This window comes from Streptomyces sp. NBC_00539, from assembly GCF_036346105.1.
GTDB lineage: Bacteria > Actinomycetota > Actinomycetes > Streptomycetales > Streptomycetaceae > Streptomyces.
Genome location: NZ_CP107811.1, coordinates 1097565 through 1116692, shown reverse-complemented (window position 1 = coordinate 1116692; position 19128 = coordinate 1097565). Strand labels below are relative to the sequence as shown.

General features: G+C 68.5%; 9 protein-coding genes. 4 read left to right on the top strand and 5 right to left on the bottom strand.

Annotated elements, in window-relative coordinates; all coding sequences use genetic code 11:
- Positions 1 to 846 precede the first annotated feature (846 nt).
- The 4 genes from OG861_RS04905 (at position 847) to OG861_RS04890 (ending at position 12373) form a co-directional block, all read left to right on the top strand.
- Entirely contained in the window at positions 847 to 3042 is a 2196-nt protein-coding gene (locus OG861_RS04905; protein ID WP_329200140.1) for an MMPL family transporter, read from the top strand.
- Between the two features lie 110 nt (positions 3043 to 3152).
- Positions 3153 to 10529 carry an SDR family NAD(P)-dependent oxidoreductase gene (locus OG861_RS04900; RefSeq protein WP_330261320.1) on the top strand — a complete coding sequence of 2459 codons (7377 nt, stop codon included), beginning with the start codon at positions 3153 to 3155 and terminating at the stop codon, positions 10527 to 10529.
- A gap of 187 nt (positions 10530 to 10716) precedes the next feature.
- On the top strand, positions 10717 to 11820 hold the full coding sequence (locus OG861_RS04895) for a ferritin-like domain-containing protein (RefSeq protein ID WP_329200144.1): 1104 nt from the start codon (positions 10717 to 10719) through the stop codon (positions 11818 to 11820).
- Between the two features lie 229 nt (positions 11821 to 12049).
- Positions 12050 to 12373, top strand: coding sequence for an ABC transporter transmembrane domain-containing protein (locus OG861_RS04890; protein ID WP_329202568.1), 324 nt, complete (start codon positions 12050 to 12052; stop codon positions 12371 to 12373).
- A 732-nt stretch (positions 12374 to 13105) separates the two neighbouring features.
- Here OG861_RS04890 and OG861_RS04885 read toward each other — a convergent pair.
- From OG861_RS04885 to OG861_RS04865, 5 genes are all read right to left on the bottom strand, one after another.
- Positions 13106 to 14260, bottom strand: a complete 1155-nt coding sequence (locus OG861_RS04885) for an SDR family oxidoreductase (protein ID WP_329200146.1) — start codon at positions 14258 to 14260, stop codon at positions 13106 to 13108.
- 304 nt (positions 14261 to 14564) lie between these two features.
- Positions 14565 to 14924 (bottom strand): hypothetical protein, encoded by a 360-nt coding sequence (locus tag OG861_RS04880; protein WP_329200148.1) that lies wholly within the window; start codon positions 14922 to 14924, stop codon positions 14565 to 14567.
- 555 nt (positions 14925 to 15479) lie between these two features.
- A complete protein-coding gene (locus OG861_RS04875; RefSeq protein WP_329200150.1) occupies positions 15480 to 16448 on the bottom strand; it encodes a short-chain dehydrogenase/reductase in 969 nt (322 codons plus the stop codon).
- A 36-nt stretch (positions 16449 to 16484) separates the two neighbouring features.
- Positions 16485 to 18287: an ABC transporter ATP-binding protein gene (locus OG861_RS04870; RefSeq protein ID WP_330261319.1), complete on the bottom strand. Its 1803-nt coding sequence runs from the start codon at positions 18285 to 18287 to the stop codon at positions 16485 to 16487.
- The gene (locus OG861_RS04865; RefSeq protein ID WP_329200154.1) at positions 18284 to 19099 is read right to left on the bottom strand and encodes an SDR family NAD(P)-dependent oxidoreductase; all 816 of its coding nucleotides are present in this window, start codon (positions 19097 to 19099) and stop codon (positions 18284 to 18286) included. The genes OG861_RS04870 and OG861_RS04865 overlap by 4 nt, the downstream gene beginning before the upstream one ends.
- Positions 19100 to 19128: the final 29 nt, after the last annotated feature.

The window sequence follows — 19128 nt, the reverse complement described above, 5'->3', positions numbered from 1 at the left end:
TCCCGGAGCAAAACGCCGGTCGCACGTCGGTCCGAACTCGTCGCGACATCCGATAACCCGGGCAATGCAGAGTGATCGCGGAGGTCGAGCTGTAATTGACGGTTGCCGCGAGTCGGCGACTGGCGGGGCGTGACCGACCGTGGGAGAGGGTGTCAGCGTGACAGACACTCCGCACAAGGGAACACGTGCCGACGACACGTGGCTCTCGTCGCCGCAGGGCTGGTGGACCTGGCGCCGAACGCGATCGGCGCAGCCGTGGGAGCGGCCCAGCACCTACCTGGAGGTGCTGACCCCAGCACGCAGTCACCCGGTGGGCGGCATCCGTTAGTCGTGCCTGAATGCTGGGATCCAGTCGTCTTCAAGGAGCGTATCGACAAGCCCCTGCGGGCTTTCTGGCCGAAGAAGTCGTGCATCTCGTCTGGATCGATCTTGCTTTCTCGCCGCCGGCCGCGGTTGCGGCGGCCAGCGGCTACTGGGGGTGGCGTGCGGCCGAGGAGTCCGACAACGAGGCGCTCGCACGTCCGGCTGCCTCGATGGAACTGGTCCATGCGGCGGCGTGCCGCCACTTGCCGAGCGACCCCGACTGCCACGGACGGGTGACTCCCCGCATCGGGAACTTTGCCCTGCGCGTTGATCAGACTCCACGACCGCTGCGTGCGGCTCCTTCGATCGATGCTGGGAAATTGTCATGGCAATGCTCGCCAGGAAAGCCGGTCATGATGGTGGCACGTCGACGGCCGCTTGCTTGCCACCATCCCGGTCGGTGAAGCAGGCGGTCGCATCGATCGGCCGTGCTCTTCCCGCCCTCCCTCCCGCGCCCGACGTAACTGCCAGGACGGCGCTCACATGCTGACCGACGCGTTGGGCGCGATGGCACGCACGTCGTTCCGGCACTGCCGACTGGTACTGAGCCTGGCGGCCTTGCTGATCGTGACGTGTGCCGCAGTCGGCTTCACCGTCGGAGGTCACTGGTCCAACGGTGGCTACACCGCCGAGCGCACGGCCGCTCAGCGCGCAGAGGCCGTGGCACAGAAGTTCGGTGCGGGTACGGCCGACCTGGTGTTGTACGCACGGCCAGGTCGACCGGTCGACTCTCATGACGTAGCGGTACAAGGCCGACGGGCCACGGAACTGGCTCAGCGGACATCCGGAGTCGGTTCGGCTTTGTCGTACTGGACCACTGGGCTTGAGCCTCTGCGCTCGGCGGACGGCAAGGGCGCTTTGTTGCGGATCGATCTCAAGGGAGACCAGTCGCAGGAAGCCAGGACGGCTCGCACTCTGGTGCCCGCGCTTCGGGCCGCAGCCCCCGGCTTGGCACTGTCGGCCAGTGGGCCGAGCTGGATCAATGCGCAGGCCACGGACCTGGTCAAGGAAGACCTGCTCCGTTCCGAGCTGTTGGCCCTGCCGGTGATCGCTGCCGTACTTGTACTGGCCTTCGGGTCGATCGGTGCGACATTGGTGCCGGTGCTCATCGGTGGTGTGGCCGTATCCGGGGCGCTGGCGATTCTGACCGTAAGTACCTGGGTGTTCCCGGTATCTGTCTTCGCCGCCAACCTGAGCTTCGCGCTCGGTTTCGGACTGGCCGTGGACTACGGGCTGTTCACATTGTCCCGGTACCGCGAGGAACGGGGGCGGGGTCTAACCGGTGAGGCGGCGGTCGCCCGGGCGATGTGCACGGCCGGCCGTTCAGTGATGGTCTGCGCGGTGACCATGGCCTGGTGCATGGCGGCCTTGTTCGTATTCCCGCTGGGCTTGGTCCGCTCGTTGGCGGTGGCCTCGATCATCGTCGTCGTATGCTGCGCGATCACGACGTTCGTTGTGTTGCCCGCGCTGATCGGAGCTCTGGGTGACCGGCTGGAACGGTTCGATCCCTTTCGCGGACTTCCTTGGCGCCGATCACCGCTGGAGGCATCGGCCAGCCCGACCTGGCGTCGCATCGCCGTAGCGGTGACTGGCAGGCCACTGCTCTGGGCGGGGACGGGAGCGGCACTGCTTCTGACGCTGGCAATGCCGGCTGTCGAACTGCGGCCGGCACTGATGGACGAGTCCATCCTGCCAGCCCGAGCAGAGGCACATGCCGTCGCCGACCGTGTCCGCGCCGACTTCCCGCACCCACCGGAGCGACAGCTGACCGTAGTGCTGCCGAAAACCGATCCGGTGAGGCAATCGGCCGCCTTGGACGCCTACGCCCGGCGCCTGGCCGGCTTGCCGGGGCAAGACGGAGTGAGCACCCTGGCGGGGGACTACGCCAAGGGGCGGCTCGTCGAGGCCCGGCAGACGGATCTGCCACCCGGGACCGGAACCTTGCTGGTGGTCTTTGCGGCCGGGCCGCCCCAATCGGCGACCACGACCGCTTTGGTCGACGCGCTGCGTACCGCCGCAGCACCCGGACCGGCCGAGGTCGCAGGTGTTGCCGTCCAACTCGCGGACACCAAGGCACAGATCAGCGCCGCGCTGCCATGGTGGGCCGGTCTGATGCTCGGGGGCAGCCTTGTCGGCTTGCTGGTGTTCACCAGGAGCCTGGTCGTGGCGGTGAAGGCGGCGGTGCTCGGTAGCCTGAGTGTCGTCGCTGCGGTCGGTCTGATGGTCTTCCTCTTTCAGGACCTGCACCTTCTGGGACCGTCGGTCGACGGAAGAGAGCCCTCGTTGGAGATCACCATGCCGCTGTTGGCGAGTGCGCTCGCCTTCGGCCTCTGCGTGGACTACGAGGTCTTCCTCATCGCCCGGATGGCGGAGCAATGGCGGCGCACGGGACAGAACACCGGCTCCATCGTGTTCGGTATCGAGCACACGGGCCGGCTGTTCACGGCCGCAGCCCTGGTTGTCGCGGTCAGCATGGGTGCGTTGGTGATGTCTCAGGTCACCCTGCTGGTGGTCCTGGGAGCCACGATGGCCGCGGTCGTCGTACTCGACGCCACCGTGGTCCGCGGCATCCTCGTTCCCGCGGTCATGCAGCTGGCCGGACGGGCCAACTGGTGGAGACCCGAACTGCGTCGCTGCGCAACGGCTGCCGAACCGAGCCTGCCCACCGGCGCCGGGTGACCAGTAGTCCGTGGACTTCCAGACGATTTGATCACTCGTGTGGGCTGGTCGGGTGAATTGTGTCAGAGCGGTCCGGCGCGGGACTGGAGACTGTCGCGGACTGCCTTGGAGTGACCTGGGAGAACATCTTGCCAACGTCTCAATCCGTCGCCGTAATCGGCACATCGTGTCGACTGCCGGGCGGGATCAGCGATCTGGACGCTTTGTGGACGGCACTGACGAAGAGCGAGGACCTGGTCAGCGAAGCACCGGCGCAGCGCTTCGACACGGCGGACTTCCTGGACGGCGGACGACGCCGTCCTGGGCGGAGCTACACGTTCGCGGGCGGCTTCCTTCCGGACATCCATGGCTTCGATTGCGAGTTCTTCCGCGGCATCTCGCGCCGTGAGGTCCTCACCATGGATCCGCAGCAGCGCATGCTGCTGGAGCTAGCGGTCGAGGCACTCGACGATGCGGGCGTCGATCCCGAACACTACGCCGGGGCGGACGGCGCTGTCTTCGTAGGTTGTTCCAGCCACGACTTCGGACGGTTGGCCAAGGCCAAAGCGTCGGCGGGCGACGTCTACTCGATGACCGGGACCGCGCTCGCCAACACCGCCAATCGCATCTCCCACCTGCTGGACTGGCACGGTGAGAGTTTCGCCCTCGATACCGCCTGCTCCTCCGCTCTGACCGCCGTGCACCGCGCCTACGAGCATCTGTGTGCCGGCCGGGCAGCGCTGGCCCTGGCCGGCGGGGTCAACGTGCTGCTGGACCCGGGGGTGTTCGCCGGGTTCTCCAACGCCTCCATGCTGTCACCCACCGGCCGCTGCCGGGCCTTCTCGGCAGACGCCGACGGCTATGTCCGAGCTGAGGGTGGTGGCCTGCTGCTGCTGAAGCGACTTGAGGACGCGCTGGCAGACGGTGACCGGGTCCATGCCGTGATCCTGGGTAGCGGGGCCAACAACGACGGCCATACCCAGGGTCTCGCCTTGCCCAGCGCACGAGCTCAGGAATCACTGCTGCGCCGGGCCTACGACGCCGCGTCGGTGCATCCGGACCGTCTGGTCTACCTGGAGGCCCACGGAACGGGAACGCCCATCGGTGATCCGATCGAGTGCGATGCCATCGGCCGGGCGCTTGCCGTCCGGCGTACGGTCGGTCCGCTGCCGTTGGGTTCGGTGAAAACCAACCTGGGGCACATGGAAGCGGCGTCCGGCCTTCCCGGCCTCCTCAAGGCCATCCTGGTCCTGCGGCACCGTGCGGTGCCACCCAGCCTCCACGCCGAACCCCTGAATCCCCGCATCGACTTTCGGCAACTGAACCTCAGTCCCACCGTCCGGTCGCAGACCGTCGAGGTGACCGCTGACGCGGTGGTCGGAGTGAACTCGTTCGGTTTCGGCGGCGCCAACGCCCACGTCCTGCTGGGACGCGCCCCGGAGAGCCACAAGCCGCCGCCGCCGGCGGGTCCCGTGCCCGTCACGGTCTCCGCCCGTGGCTCCGCCGCGCTCGCCGAGGCATGCGAACGGCTCGCCGAGAGGCTGGAGGACGCCGATGCGAGCACCTTCTACGGCATCGCGCACACCACGTCACGCCGCCGCGCACGGCACGACCACCGCACCGTGGTGATGGCCGCAACCGCGCAGGAAGCGGCGAGGGCTCTGCTCGCGGCAGCGCGTGGGGATCGTTCCGTGCCAGGCTCGGCGACCGCCCGGAAGGTCACCCAGGGCCGAGTGGCGTTCGTCTTCTCCGGCAACGGATCTCAGTGGTCCGGCATGGGGGCCGAACTGCTGCGCACCGAGCCTGTCTTCCGCCGGACGGTCGAGTCCGTGGACCGGGTCCTGGAGCCGCTGATCGGCTGGTCCGTCGAAGAGGCGATGAACGCGGGTGACCCGGAGCGGCTCAAGTCCACCGCAGTGGCGCAGCCGCTGCTGTTCGCCTACCAACTCGCCGTCGTGGAACTGCTCCGCTCCCACGGAGTACGCCCGGAAGCAGTGGTCGGGCACAGCGTCGGGGAGATCGCTGCGGCCTACACGGCGGGAGCGCTCGATCTGAGGACCGCTGCCCGGGTGGTGGCCGCACGCAGCCTGGCGCAGGAAGTGGCGGTCGGCACCGGCCGGATGGCTGCCGTAGGGCTGTCCGAGGAGGAGCTGACCGCCGAGATCGCCGCTCTCGGGCACCGTCTGGAACTAGCGGGAGTCAACAGTCGCACCGACACCACGGTCGCCGGACCGGCCGAGGACGTGGCCAAGCTTTGTGACGTGCTGGGGGAGCGGGGCATCTTCGCGCGTGAACTCGACCTCGATTACGCCTTCCACAGCAGGGCCATGGACCCTGTCAAGGACGTCCTGCTGCATGGGCTGCAGGGTCTGGAACCGAGCCGGCCGCAGCTCACGTTCGCCTCCACGGTGACCGGTGGCGTGTTGGACGACAGGCCCTTGGACGCCGACTACTGGTGGCGCAACGTTCGCGAGCCCGTGCAGTTCGCCTCGGCCGTCGAAGCCCTGACAGCGGAAGAGCTCGACGTCTTCGTCGAGATCGGGCCCCACTCCGTTCTCCGTCCCTACCTGCGCCGTCTGGTCCACGGTGACCGGTCGCCGGTCGAGGTGGTCAGTACGGGTGCCCGGCAGGCCGACGGACCGGCCGCCATGAACACCGCGGTCGCTCACGTGCTGGCCGCCGGGGCGGCCACCGACGGTCAGAGGCACTTCCCTCACCCCACCCCACCGGTCGACCTGCCCAGCTACCCCTGGCAGCGGGAACGGCTGTGGGGAGCCGACCCTAGCTGCTGGTCCCGCTTGAGCAGTGACGGTGTGACGGTCCATCCGCTCCTCGGACAGCGGGCACTCACCGCCCAACCCGCCTGGCATGGTGTGCTGAGCAGCGTGCGCGTCCCGTGGCTACCCGAACACCGTGTGGGACGGACCACCGTGCTGCCCGCGACCGCGTTCCTGGAAGCCGCCCTCGCGGCCGGTCAGCACTTCCTCGACACATCCACCCTGGAAGTCACCGAGCTGTCCGTCACCAGCGCCTGTGTCCTCCCCGGTGACGACAGTACGGACGACCTGATGCTGCAGACCGGTGTCGATCCGCAGACCGGAACGGTGAGCATCGCCAGCCGTCGGGCGGACGACTCCCCTTGGCAGCCCCACGCACAGGGCAGGGTCCGGCGACTGATGCGTCCCGCGCCCCCGGCAACGGACCTGGACGAGCTACGGAACCGCCTCCAAGCGGCTCCCTGGCCCGCCGACATGCACTACAAGGCGCTGGCCGACAACGGCATCACGCACGGTCCGGCCTTCCAAGTGCTCACCGAGTTCCGGCTGGGAGAGGCCGAGTTGCTGGCCTCCTACCGTACCGAACAACCCTTGAACGGCTATCTCGCCCATCCCGTGGTCACGGACGGAGCACTGCAGGCAGGCGCCCCGCTGCTGGCCGAGGTGGCCGGTGACGGGCTCTTCCTGCCCGTCCAGCTGGCGGCGGTGCGGCGATGGCACGCTCCGGCTGCCGAGGGATACCTGCACGTGCGGCTGGTCCGGGCCAACTCCCGGGAAGCGATCTGGGACGTGCGGGTGACGGACCTGGACGGCCGGGTCACCGTGGAGCTGGACGGCTGCCGACTGCGACGGTTCGATCACCAGGCGGCCGAACCCGCGACACTCCAGGAACTGGTCCTGCGGGCAGCTCCGTGCGGTGCGGCGGCTCCCGTCCGGCTGCCCGCTCCTGCCGACCTGATGGCCGAGACCGGGCCGGCCCGTGACCGGTTGCGCAGCCGGAGCGTTGATCACTACGACGAGGTGTCCGCCCGTACCGTGGCCATCGTGGCCGGATTCGCCAGGCGGGCCGTCGAAGCCTTGATGCCGGGGCAAACCGAATTCGACATCGACGAGCTGTGCGCGGCTGCCCAGCGGCCCAAGCACGGTGCCCATCTGCGGCACCTTGCCGCATTGATGTGCGACACAGGGCTGGCCGAGGCACTCCCCGGTACTGGCCGGTTGCGGCTGACGGACCCGGCCGCCGCCCCGGACCCACTGGAGCAGGTCCGCGCGCTGATCGCCGATCGGCCCGAGGCCCTGACCCTGACACTCCCCGGACTGCGCTGCGGCATGCAACTGCCCGAGCTCCTGAGCGGCGAGGCCGACCCCCGAGAGCTTCTCTTCGGTGAGGCCGACCAGCACCTGATCCCACAGCTCCACAGCAACGCCGCTCACCTGCGGCTACAGAACGATTACGCGGCGGAACTGCTGGCGGCGACCACCAGGCACTGGGCCAACGACCGGCCGTTGCGGATCGTGGAAGTGGGGGCGGGGACCGGTGGCCTGACCGGGGCGCTGCTGCCCGTACTGCCTCCCGAACGCACTCGGTACACGTTCACCGACCGATCCGCCGCGTTCCTGGCCGGGGCCAAGCAGCGGTTCGCGGGATATGACTTCATCGAGTACCGGACCCTCGACCTGGACCAAGACCTGACAGAGCAGGGCTACCACCCCGGCCACTACGACGTGGTGGTCGCCGGAAACGCGCTGCACACAGCGAAAGACCTGACCACCTCTGTCGCACGGCTGTCGGAACTCCTGGCGGACGGAGGCATGCTGCTGGCTCTGGAAAGCCACGACCACCACCTGTGGGTCTCCAGCTTCTTCGGCATGCTGGACGGCTACGGGAACCACACGGACACCGATCTGCGGCCGCAATCACCACTGCTGCCCCGGGCACAGTGGAAGACGCTGCTCACGGCGAACGGATTCGACGCCGTGGCATGCACTGGTGAAGCGCCGGACCCGGAACGCCCGAGTGACTCGGTGATCCTCGCCCGGCGCGCTCCGGCGGCCACGGTGGGACGGCCCGCTGACCGGCCCGCTCCGACCGGAACCTGGATGGTGGCCGCCGACGTGACGGGCGGGCTGGCCGCATCGCTGGCCGGGACGCTCGTCGCGCCGCTGCTCCCGCTCGACGGACGGGGCCTGGAGGACGTGCTGCCCCCCGAACCCGGTACCGAGGTGGGAATCGTGGCACTGATCGGCTCACCCGCTGCGCATGCTGATCCGGTCACCTCCATCACCCACACCGTCGAGCGCATGCGTGACCTGGTCGGTCGGTTCGACGGCCGTCATGTCGCCCTGTGGCTCGTCCTGCCGCCGACCGGGGTCTTCCCGGCGCCCGAGCGACCCCAGTCGCCCGAGGCGGCGGCCATCTGGGCGCTCGGCCGGACGATCGCCAGTGAACACCCGCACATCGAGGTCCGCCTCATTTCCCTGGAAGGATCGCCCGCGGCCGGGCGGGATGTCGACCGGCTGATCGAGGAGCTCCGGCAGCCCGGCGATGAACGGGAGATCGTGCTCACCGAGGGAGGGCGCTTCGTCCCCCGGCTGACTGCGGCCGCACCGCCGTCGCGTCGTCAGTCCGAGGGGTACCGGCTCAGCCTGCGCGACCCCGGCATGTCGTACCAGCTGGTGTGGGAGCCGCAGGAGGCCAGCGCGCCAGCGGCGGGGGAGGTCCTGGTCTCGGTGCGTGCCGCCGCCCTCAACTACCGGGACGTCATGCTGGCCACCGGCCTGATCCCGGACGACCAGCCGGTGGCGAACAGCGCAGGCCCCGCTCTCGGGCTGGAAGGCGCGGGCGAGGTGGTGGCGGTCGGAGCAGGCGTCAGCGGATTCCAGCCGGGCGACCGGGTCTTCGGCTCAGGAATCGGCTGGTTCTCTTCGCACGCAACTGTCCGAGCCGAGCAACTCGGGCACGTACCCGCTGGGATGACCTTCGCCGAAGCCGCCACCTTGCCCGCAGTCTTCCTCACCGCCCAGTACAGCCTGGGACGGCAGGCCAGGCTCCGTTCCGGAGAGCGGGTGCTGATCCACGGGGCGGCGGGCGGCGTCGGCCTGGCGGCCCTGCAGTACGCACGGCTGGCGGGTGCCGCTGTCGTGGCCACCGTGGGCACACCGGCCAAACGTGCCCTGCTGCACATGCTCGGGGTGAAGCACGTACTCAACTCCCGTGACCTGCGGTTCGCCGAGGATGTCAAGGAGCTGACCGGCGGCCAGGGCGTCGATGTGGTGCTGAACTCCCTGAGCGGCGAAGCCATCTCCCGTGGGCTGGAGTGCCTGCGGCCCGGCGGACGCTTCGTGGAACTGGGCAAGAGGGACTTCTACGCCAACACGCCGCTGCTTCTCGGCCCGTTCCGGCGGAACATCGCCTACTTCGGTGTTGACGTGGCGACCCTGCCAGTGCACATGCCCGACGTCGCGGCCGAGGAGTTCGCCCAACTCTGCCGCCGTGTCACCGACGGCCGCTACCGGCCCCTTCCACACCAGGTGTACTCGGCGGGCAGGATCACCGACGCTTTCCGTTCCCTGCGCCACTCCAAGCACATGGGCAAGGTCGTCGTCGAGCTGGGCGATCCGGTGCCGGTCGAGCAGCCCGTTGCGCCGGTGGCTCTGGCGCCGACAGGCAGCTATCTGATCACTGGCGGGCTCGGCGGACTGGGAGCGGCCCTGGCGGAGCTGATGGCGCAGCACGGCGCGCGTCACCTGGTCCTCGTCGGTCGTCGAGGGTCCGCCTCGCCCGAGGCACCGGCGCTGCTGGCGCGGCTGGCCGACATGGGGGTGCAGGTCACCGTCGTCGCCGCCGATGCCGGGGACCGCCTGGCCATGCGTAGGGTCTTGGCCGACGCCGACGCAGCCGGACATCCGGTGCGTGGCGTCCTGCACGCAGCCATGGTGCTGGACGACGCCCCCCTGGCAGAGCTGACGGCCGACCGCATCGAGACAGTGCTGCACCCCAAGGTGCGCGGTGCCGCCGTACTGTCCGAGCTCACCTGGGACCGGGAACTGGACTTCTTCCTGGTCTGCTCATCGCTGACCGCTCTCGCAGGCAATCTCCGGCAGAGCTCGTACGTGGCCGCCAACATGTACCTGGAGGCATTGGTCCGGCGCCGCCGAAGCCACGGGAGGCCCGGCACTGCGATGGCACTGGGCGGCGTCGGCGAAACCGGATTCGTCGTGCGCACCGGCATCGAGCAGACCCTGCACCAGATGGGCCTCGGCTCAGTGACGCCACACGAGATCTGGCGGGCGGTCGAGAGCGCACTGGCCGGCGGACGTGAGGTCGGTGTGTTCGGCCGGGTGGACTGGGGAAGGGTGGCACAGCTTCTTCCCGGACTGAACCGACCCCTGTTCTCGACCTGGCGGGAGCACGGTGGTCACAAGGGCACCAGCCGGTCGGAAGAGCTGCGCTCCCGTCTCGCCGGTCTGCCGGAGGAAGCCGCGACGTCCGTGATCTGCGACGAACTGGCCGGACTTGTCGCCGAGGTGGTGCAGACCGATCCCGAACGTATCGACCGAGCCTGCGCACTCGACCAACTCGGGCTCGACTCACTGATGGTTGTTGAGCTTTCCGTGAAGGTCAACCGGAGCATCGGATGTGAGGTGCCGGCCCTCGAGTTCCTCGCGGCGAGCAGTCTGGAGGACCTGGCGCGCCGCATCCGCCTGCTCGTCGTCGGCCGTTGCGGATGACCAGCGGGCGCCGTACGCCGGACGGACACGGGGAGCGGTTGCCTGACGGCACTCGCTCCCGGTGCGGGAATCAGCGTCGTGGCCACTACCCCCCGGACGGCCCACAGCCGGCAGAGGGCACTTCGGTGACGTCCCACACCACCGGAAACCGGGACCAGCCGCTCACACCAACACCAGGAGGACGATCATGTCGGCACCACCGCCCCGGTCAGGAGCAGAGGCCGGCCGGTGGGCCGTGCCCGCCGGTGGAGCCGCCAGCTTCACGTGGGAGTACGGCGGCGGCCGTGAGCAGATGCTTGCGCTGTACCAGCGCGGCAAGGACCGGCAGTGGGACGCCATGCGCCGGATCGACTGGGACCACGCAGTAGACCCCGCCGACCCGCTGGGGACACCGGACGAGGTGCTGCCACTGCATGGCACCTCCTACTGGGACCGGCTCAGTACGGCTGATCGCAGCGAACTGCGGATGCACTACGCCGCATGGCAGTTCAGCCAGTTCCTGCACGGGGAACAGGGCGCCATGATCTGCTCGTCCCGCATCGTGCAGAGCGCCCCTGACTTGGACGCGAAGTTCTACGCCGCGACGCAGACCATGGACGAGGCCCGACACGTGGAGATCTTCTCCCGCTTCTTGTCCGAGAAGCTCGCCATGCACTACCCGATCAACGACAGTTTGCGCGTCCTGCTGAACAACACCCTCACGGACTCCCGCTGGGACATGCCGTACCTCGGCATGCAGGTGCTGATCGAGGGACTGGCCCTGGCCGCCTTCGGGTTGCTGCGGGACACCACCAACAAGCCCCTGCCGCGTCAGCTGCTGGCGTATGTCATGCAGGACGAGGCTCGTCACGTGGCCTTCGGCAGGATGGCACTGCGTGACCACTACCGGCAGTTGAGTGCGAGTGAACTGGCCGACCGGGAGGAGTTCGTCATCGAGGGGTGCCACTTGATGCACGACCGACTACGCGGTACTGAGGTGCTGGAGAACTTCGGTGTTCCTGCTGCGAAAGCCGCCAGAATTATCGAGGAGAGCAGTTACCTGAGACTGTTCCGACGCACGCTGTTCTCCCGCATCATGCCGTGCGTCAAGGACATCGGCCTGTGGAGCCCCGAGGTTCAGGACACCTTCACCGACCTGTGCGACGGGGACCCTCAGAACGCCGTCCTCGACCGGCTGATGAGGCAGGACGAGGAGGTTGCCGAGCGGCTGGACGCCGAGCGGTTCGCCGCCGAGGAACAGGCCCGCGCTCAGGAGGTCACAGAGATGATGACCCTTGGGCGGGAACCGTAATGCCCCGAGACGCGCCGACGCCCACCGGGTGAGCAGGGGTATCGCGCACTCGACCGAGTCGGCGACCGCGCAGGGCGGCGGGCTCGGAACGCTCCCGACCTGAGCCGCCGCACGTCTCACGGGGGCCCCGACGGCAACCGGCGCCCCGGTGCCTCGGCTCGGTGCCGCACCCGCGGCACGGGTACATCTGCGCCTGTCCTGCCTGTCGCGCGGAAGCCGTGCCTTGCTGGTGATCGCCGCCCTCTTGGCCGTGTGCTCGACAGGATCGGCACTGGCCCTGCCGTGGGCGGTGTGGGACGTGACTATCGCCCTCGCCCGCAGAGAGCCGATCGCAGGCCCAGTGATGCGGCTCAGCTCCTTGGCCCTGGGCGCGGCGGGTACCCAGGCGGGAAGCGGGTGGCTGCTCGCCCGGGCCGGCGAGGCCCTGCTGCTCCGGTTACGACGTCGCGTCATCGACCATGTACTGCGTCTGCAGCTCTCTGCCGCGCAGGCACAGGGAGCCGGTGACCTCACCACCCGAGTGACGTCCGGCGCCGCGCGCGTGCACGCATGAGCCGAGGCCGCGTTGGTCCACATCCAGGTGGCTGCGCTCGGGACGGTCGCCACCCTCACGGCAACGGGCTGCCTGAATCCTGCCCTGACCTTGCTCACCGTGGGCTCCTTCGGCGTCGTCGGAGTCCCCTGATCAGCGTGATCGCGCGAACCAGGCGTGCGGCCGACGCCCGGCAGGCCGCACTCGCGGACTTCGGGCAGCAATCGTTCGGATACATGACCGCGCTTACGCGGGTCAAGGCTCACCGACACGAGGCCATGGCGGCCGCACGACTCGGACGGACCGCGGGCCACCTGGGCGCCGTGTCGGTCACCGCGGCCCACCTTCGGTCACTGATGGGGCCTTTGGTGGGGCTGGGACAGCAAGTGGCCGTGATGGCCGTCGCCGTGGTCGCGACCCAGGGAGTCATCGCCGGTGACCTGTCGTCGGCCGCCTCCAACGCGTTCTTCCTTCTTCTGCTGTACCTCACTTCACCGGTCACTGTTGTCGTGTTGGGGATCGGGCACCTCCGCGGTTTGTGCAGGCCGATCACGGACACGTCCGGATTCTGGGACAGGACGTCTGGACGAACCGACGTCCCAGCTGGACGATGCCGGAGAGCAGCGCGTGATGTGTGCCCTCCAGCGTCTCGCTGCGACGCGGGTGGTGGTCGTGGCCACCCACCGCCTCTCGACACTCCGCCACGCTCAGAATTCCGTTGTCATCACGGCTCCCGTCCCGGACGATGCGGACTCACAGGCTTCGCATCCGATCGGCAGCGACGTCGACTGAGGCGGGGATAGCGAGAGCCGACAGCAAGTAGTCCTCGTCGACAGGGGGAGGATCGGGGAGCCGACCGACCGCAGCGAGGTACTGAGTGCGGTCGTACTCACGGCGCAAGGTCGCGTACGAACTGATGCCGGCACCCACATCGATGGCGGCCCGTTCGGCCTCCCCTTCCGTCACAGCCTCCCGCACGATGTCGACCTTCAGCCGGGAACAGCAGACATGCATGGCGTCCGTGATCATCCGTACAGGGGTGTTGCGCGGGTGCACGATGTGGCAGGTGTTCACCAGACGATCAGGTGCTCGGCCGCTGATCCGCACCATGGCCGCGGCCGCGTGCTCGACCTGGACGACATTGTGCAGCGCCTCGGGGTCCCCTTGGATTCTCAGGTGGAGAGTGTCGCGGCCGGTCAGTTCGATCAAGGCGCGGATGTTCTCTTCCTGGTGGAGCAGGGACATCTTCGCCGCGATCTCCGCCAGCGGGTGCCGTGGGGCACCAGGAGGCACGGGACGGTCGGTGACCAGCACGCTGGGGCGGAGAATGGTGACAGGGTGCTGATGCCTTCGAGCCCAGTCGTGTACCACCTGTTCGGCCAGGAACTTCGACTTCTCATAGGGCGTCTGAAACCCTGCCGTGTCATCGAGTTCGTCTTCTCGGACCAGACCGTGCAGTCGGGCGCCGGCGACGTAGGCGGTGCTGGTGTGCATCACCCTGGTTGTGGGGCCGGCGGCTCTGGCCAGTTCCAGCACGTGCCTCGTGCCGTCCACGTTCGTGCGGTACAGCTGGTCCCACGGTCCGGTCAGAGCGATGGAACCGGCGCAGTGCCAGACCGCGTCGATTGACTCGGCCAGAGCGGTGTAGGCGGCGCGGTCCAAGCCGAGTGCGTGGTCGTGCAGGTCGTACCGCAGCAAGTGGACCCGCTGATCGAAGTCCTCGGGCAGGGGCGACCCGGTGGCTTCGACCGCGTGACGGACTCGCCTCGCGGCGGTTGCCAGGGAGCCACGGACCAAGGCCACCACCTCGCCTCCGGTGGCCAAGAGTTCACGCAGAAGATAGGAGCCCAGGAAACCGGTTGCTCCGGTCAATGCCGTCAACATATCGAATACCTTCAAGCTGGACACGGGGGTGCGGACGCCCTGCCCGGTGAAGTGACGCGGGCACACCTCCGGTCCGCTAACGATCTCTGAGTCCATCGGTCACCCGGGTGCATCGATCGGTGGTTCCGTCAGTGGGTCACGTTGCGTAGCTGAGTTTGTAGTCGTGGTGTCGTCGGTCTGAGTCCTGTTCCGGTGAGGCATCCGACGATGATGTTGCTGCGGCATTGGACCTGGCGGAGGCCGTATCGGAGTCGGCGCATGAGGTGGCTCGGGTCGGTGAAGGCCCGTATACGGCGGTCGCCTCCCTCACCCGCGGACGCGTCATGTACTACGCCATCCCAGAGCAGCTGAGGAAAAACTTCGGTGCCAGCGCTACACCGTTGGACTCCCCCCGGCACACCAGCTCTGACCTGGGGCTCTTTTCCAGATGTGCGGCGATGAACCGTTCGGTGTCGGTCGGATCGGGAACCTCATCGACGCACTCGATCCGCAATCCCAGAAAGTGGTCCTCGACCACGCCGACGAGCCGGCTCATGTGCGTCGGCTGGGGATGCACCACGTGAATCGTCTGAACGCCCTGCTCACCAAGTGGCGCGTCGCATCCGATGCGGACCAGGGCCTCTGTGGCGTAAGAGTCCGGCAGGATACTGAACGTCGCCTGCGGCGATGCCTGTAGCCGCAGCCTCACCCGCGTTCCCCGCGGGCGCTGAGCCGGGATCCCGGGTGCACCGCCGCGAGCGACCGTTTCCACCATCTGCCCGAACGCCGACAGAGGGTGGCCCCGGCGCTCGGCAACCACGCTAGGGCGTAGGACGACAGCGCAACGCTGTCGGCTCCGCGCACACTGCCGGACTAGTCGTCTTCCATGATGTGCTCGCCGCCAGATCCGCCGGCCACAACCATCGTGGTGACGTGAATGAGGCGGCAGTTGGAGGCCGTTGCGTCAGTGAACTCCAGCATGTGTGCGGTGCCCCTGGACATTGGTGGTGAACAGTCGGTCGCGTTCACCGGCCAGGGTGATGTCCCCTGCGCAGTGCCACTTCATCGACTTCCCGCGCCAGACGCGCGCACAAGGCCGGCGCAAGCGCAATCCACTGGCGTGTGATGCTCCCGCTGACGCACAACCGTCGGCCAAGCCAGCGGCATGCACCCGTTTTCGGAGTGACCAAACGTACAGTGATTCCTTGAATGCTTCGAGTGATCGCCGGAGTGCTCGGCGTGTCCCAGGCGGCCGTGGGCCGCATCATCGGCCACCTCGATACTCGCGCTCAAGACCCGCCAACGGTTTCCGGGCATCAAGCTCCCTCTGTGCGCCGCACAGTTCATGACCTGCGGCAGCGCCGGCGCGGTCTCCTGCAGCTCCGTCGCGTGCGCTGTTTTCAAGCGCCCGCAGAAGCGGCTGGAGCCTGGTGTGCCGGGTCAGGAGCCGGTCCGAGACGGGATTGACAATGCCGCGCAGGATCCCGACCGGGTGCCAGCGGTGAGGAACGGTGATGCTTGCCGCACGTCGCTCGATTCCCCGGGCCACCCGGCGTGCCACTGCTTCAGGACTGATCGCGACAGCGAGGGGGCGAGGAAAGGCGACCTCGCGCATCCTGGTCGTGAGAGCGTCGCCCCCGAAGGCAGGCCTGCTCATCGCGGACTCCACCCACCCCGGATAGAGGACACCCGCGGTGGCCCCATGCATGGCCAGTTCCACGCGCAGAGCACGCGTGAACTGCTCGATTGCGGCCTTGGACGCCGCGTAGGGGGCGTTAACGGCGCCGTTGACGTAAGCGTAGATGGACGAGGTGACCAGGATGTGGCCGCGATTCGCGATGATCTGCGGCAGAGCCGCTCGCACCGTGCGCCACACACCCAGCAGGTTCACCGCGATGATGCGCTCGAACAGCTCAGGATCGACGGTGGCGATGGTGGCGGGAAGGTCGGGTGCGACCCCCGCGTTGGCGAAGACGACGTCGAGCGCGCCGAACCGCTCGACGGTGCAAGCCACAGCGTTCTGCAAGGCCGACCGATCGGTGACGTCCACACCCAGGGAGAGCACTCGTTCCTCTCCCAACTCACGTGCAAGGTCTGCGACCGAGGAGGCGTTGCGGCCGACAAGAACCAGGTTGGCTCCACGAGCGTGCAGTGCTCGTGCGCCGGCCGCGCCGATACCGCCGGCGGCACCGGTGATGAGCACGGTCTTGTTCGACAGGGAGTACTTGGCCATGGACCGTGTCCTCATAGTTGAAGCGACCGGTAGCGGTCAGAACGGGTGGTGGTCGGAGGGGTCTCTTGCGTATTCGGCGGCGACGAGTTCTCTGTAGTGGCCGTTGGTGGCGAGGAGGTCTTCGTGGCTGCCGGTGATAACTGTTCCGTCCTCTCCGATCAGGATGACGTGCCGGGCGTTGTGGACGGTGGACAGCCGGTGGCTTGCGACGATGACGCAACGGGTGGCTGCCAGGTCACCGATGGCTCGGGTGATGCGGCGTTCGCTGCTGCCGTCCAGTTGGGAGTTCGGCTCGTCGAGCAGGACGATCTCGCTGTCGGTGAGAAGGGTCCGGGCCACGGCCAGGCGTTGGCGTTGGCCGCCGGAAAGGTCCTGGTCGCGGCCGAGGGTGGTGTCGAGGGCCTGTGGGAGACACAGGACGGCCTGGCGCAGGCCGACCGTCTCCAGTGCGTCCAGTAGTTCTTCGTCGCTGACCGGCCTCGTCACGCCGAGTTGGAGATTCTCGCGGACGGTGCCTTCCACCAGGGTGGCTTGTTGGTCGACGTAGGTGGTGCGCCGGCGAAGCTCGTTGAGCGGCCAGCTGTCGACGGGACTTCCCAGGACACGGATCTCGCCTTCGTCGAGCTGGATCAGACGATTGATCAAAGTCAGCACCGTGGATTTTCCCGCACCTGAGGAGCCGACGAGGGCGGTCAGGCCGGTCGCGGGGATGTGGAAGCTCGCACGGTCCAAGACCGGGGGGCCCTCGCAATGGCGGAAGGTGACGTCGTGGAAGACTACGGCTTCCGCTACGGGGAGTGGGAGTTGTGGCGTGGGTGGTGCCGTGCGGTCTGCTTCCGCCGTCAGGGCGAAGAGGCGAAGGAAGCGGCCACGCGCGGCCAGCCCCGCCTGCAGGTGGCCGATGCCGATGGCAGTGACGGCGATGGGGGAGGTGAGGTGCAGCAGGTAGAGGAAGAAGCCGCTGAAGGAGGCGAGAGACAGTTCGCCGTGCGTGATCCGCTGCCCTGCGGCCAGGGCGACGGCCAGGACCGCGACCTGCTGGCCCAGGCTCACGACCGGGCCGGTGAGACATTGGAGACGGGAGGCGGGCAGGCATGCGGCGCGTACGTCGGCCGCCGCGTGTCCGAGCTTCCGTGACGCCACGGCCTCATAGCGGCAGGCCTTCACGGTGATGAGCGCGGTGAGGTGGGCCGTGAGAGCTTGGGCGAGTTGTCCGAGGGCGCGCTGCTGGGCGCCGGCGAGGCGTTTCATGCGAGCCGTCATCAGGGCGATGCAGGCGCAGGCCAGGCCGTAGGCGCCGGCGGCGATCAGGGTGAGTACCGGGTCGAGGACGGCCATGGCGGTGAGCGTGGCCGCGGTGGCGATCAGCGCCACCGGTAGGTGGACGAGACCAGTTTCGATGAGTACGCGCAGCAGCACGGCGTCCGAGGTGACCCTGGCGGTGAGACTTCCGGCGCCTTCGCCGCGGACGGTACGCAGCGGGAGTCGCAGAAGGTGGTCCATGGCCTGGCGGCGCAGGCGCAGCACGGCCCGCTCGCCGACTCCGGCCAGCAGCCATCCGTATAGGGCCTGAAGTCCGGCCGCTCCCAGGACGGCGGCGCTCATGCTCACGGCAGGACGGGTGATCGGTTGGTGCCGGGTGAGGGCGTCCGTCACGTCCATGGCCAGCCACGGCACGGCCAGCCCGGCAGCGGCCGAGGCCAGGGAGAGGACGGCGGCCAGAGCGAGCAGCGTCCGGTTGCCGGGTAGGAGACGGGGGCTGATGCGCGGTACGGCGGCCGCGCCGGGTGGGGGGAGGGGCCTTTTGGTGCGTCCGGCGTGAGCCGTCAGGACGGTCATGTCCCGGTGTCCGCACGGTGGGGGACACCGGCCTGGGGGAGGATTGGCTGGCTGCGGCCGAGGTCCCGGCTGAATGCGGCGGTCAGGGTCCGGGGCAGGTGACGCAAGCCCCAGGCGCAGGCCCTGTAGCGGCGGCCGGGGGGGCTGACCGGGCGCCCTGTGGCGAGGTCGCGCATGGTGGCGGTGACCACCTGCTCGCTGTTCAGCCACATCCACGAAGGCAGGTGGCCGACCTCCAGCCCCGCCCGCCCGTGGAATGCCGTGCGCATGTAGCCGGACAGCAGAGCCACGACGCGGACGCCGCTGCTTCTGACCGGCGCGGAGCGGGCGATGGACTCGGTGAAGGCGAGCACCCGGGACTTGCCGGCGGGGTAGGTGCCGGCCAGCCAGGTCGGTCCGTGTGCGGCGACGGACGCGACGTTGATCACGGTACCCGAGCCGCGGCGCATCATGGCGGGCAGGACGGTCTGGGTCGTGCGCAGCACACAACCGATGTTCAGCTGCAGGCGACCGTCTTCCGCGCCGGGGTCGCCGGTGGAGGGCGCGGCGAGGGCGATGCCGGCGTTGTCGACCAGCAGGTCCGGGACGCTCCGGGCCGGACGGCCGGTGAGGCGGCGGCTGCCGGGTGAGGTGGCCAGGTCGGCGGCCATGGTGGTGATCCGGTGGCCGGAGTGTCGCAACCGGTCAGCGGTGCTCTCCAGGTCGCGCTCAATGCGGGCGACCAGGGTCAGGTCGTAACCGTCCCGGGCCAGGTGTGCGGCGAAGGCCAGTCCGAGGCCCGAAGTGGCACCGGTGATCACCGCTGTGGGCATGACGCTTCTTCTCTTCGGAGGGAGGGTGA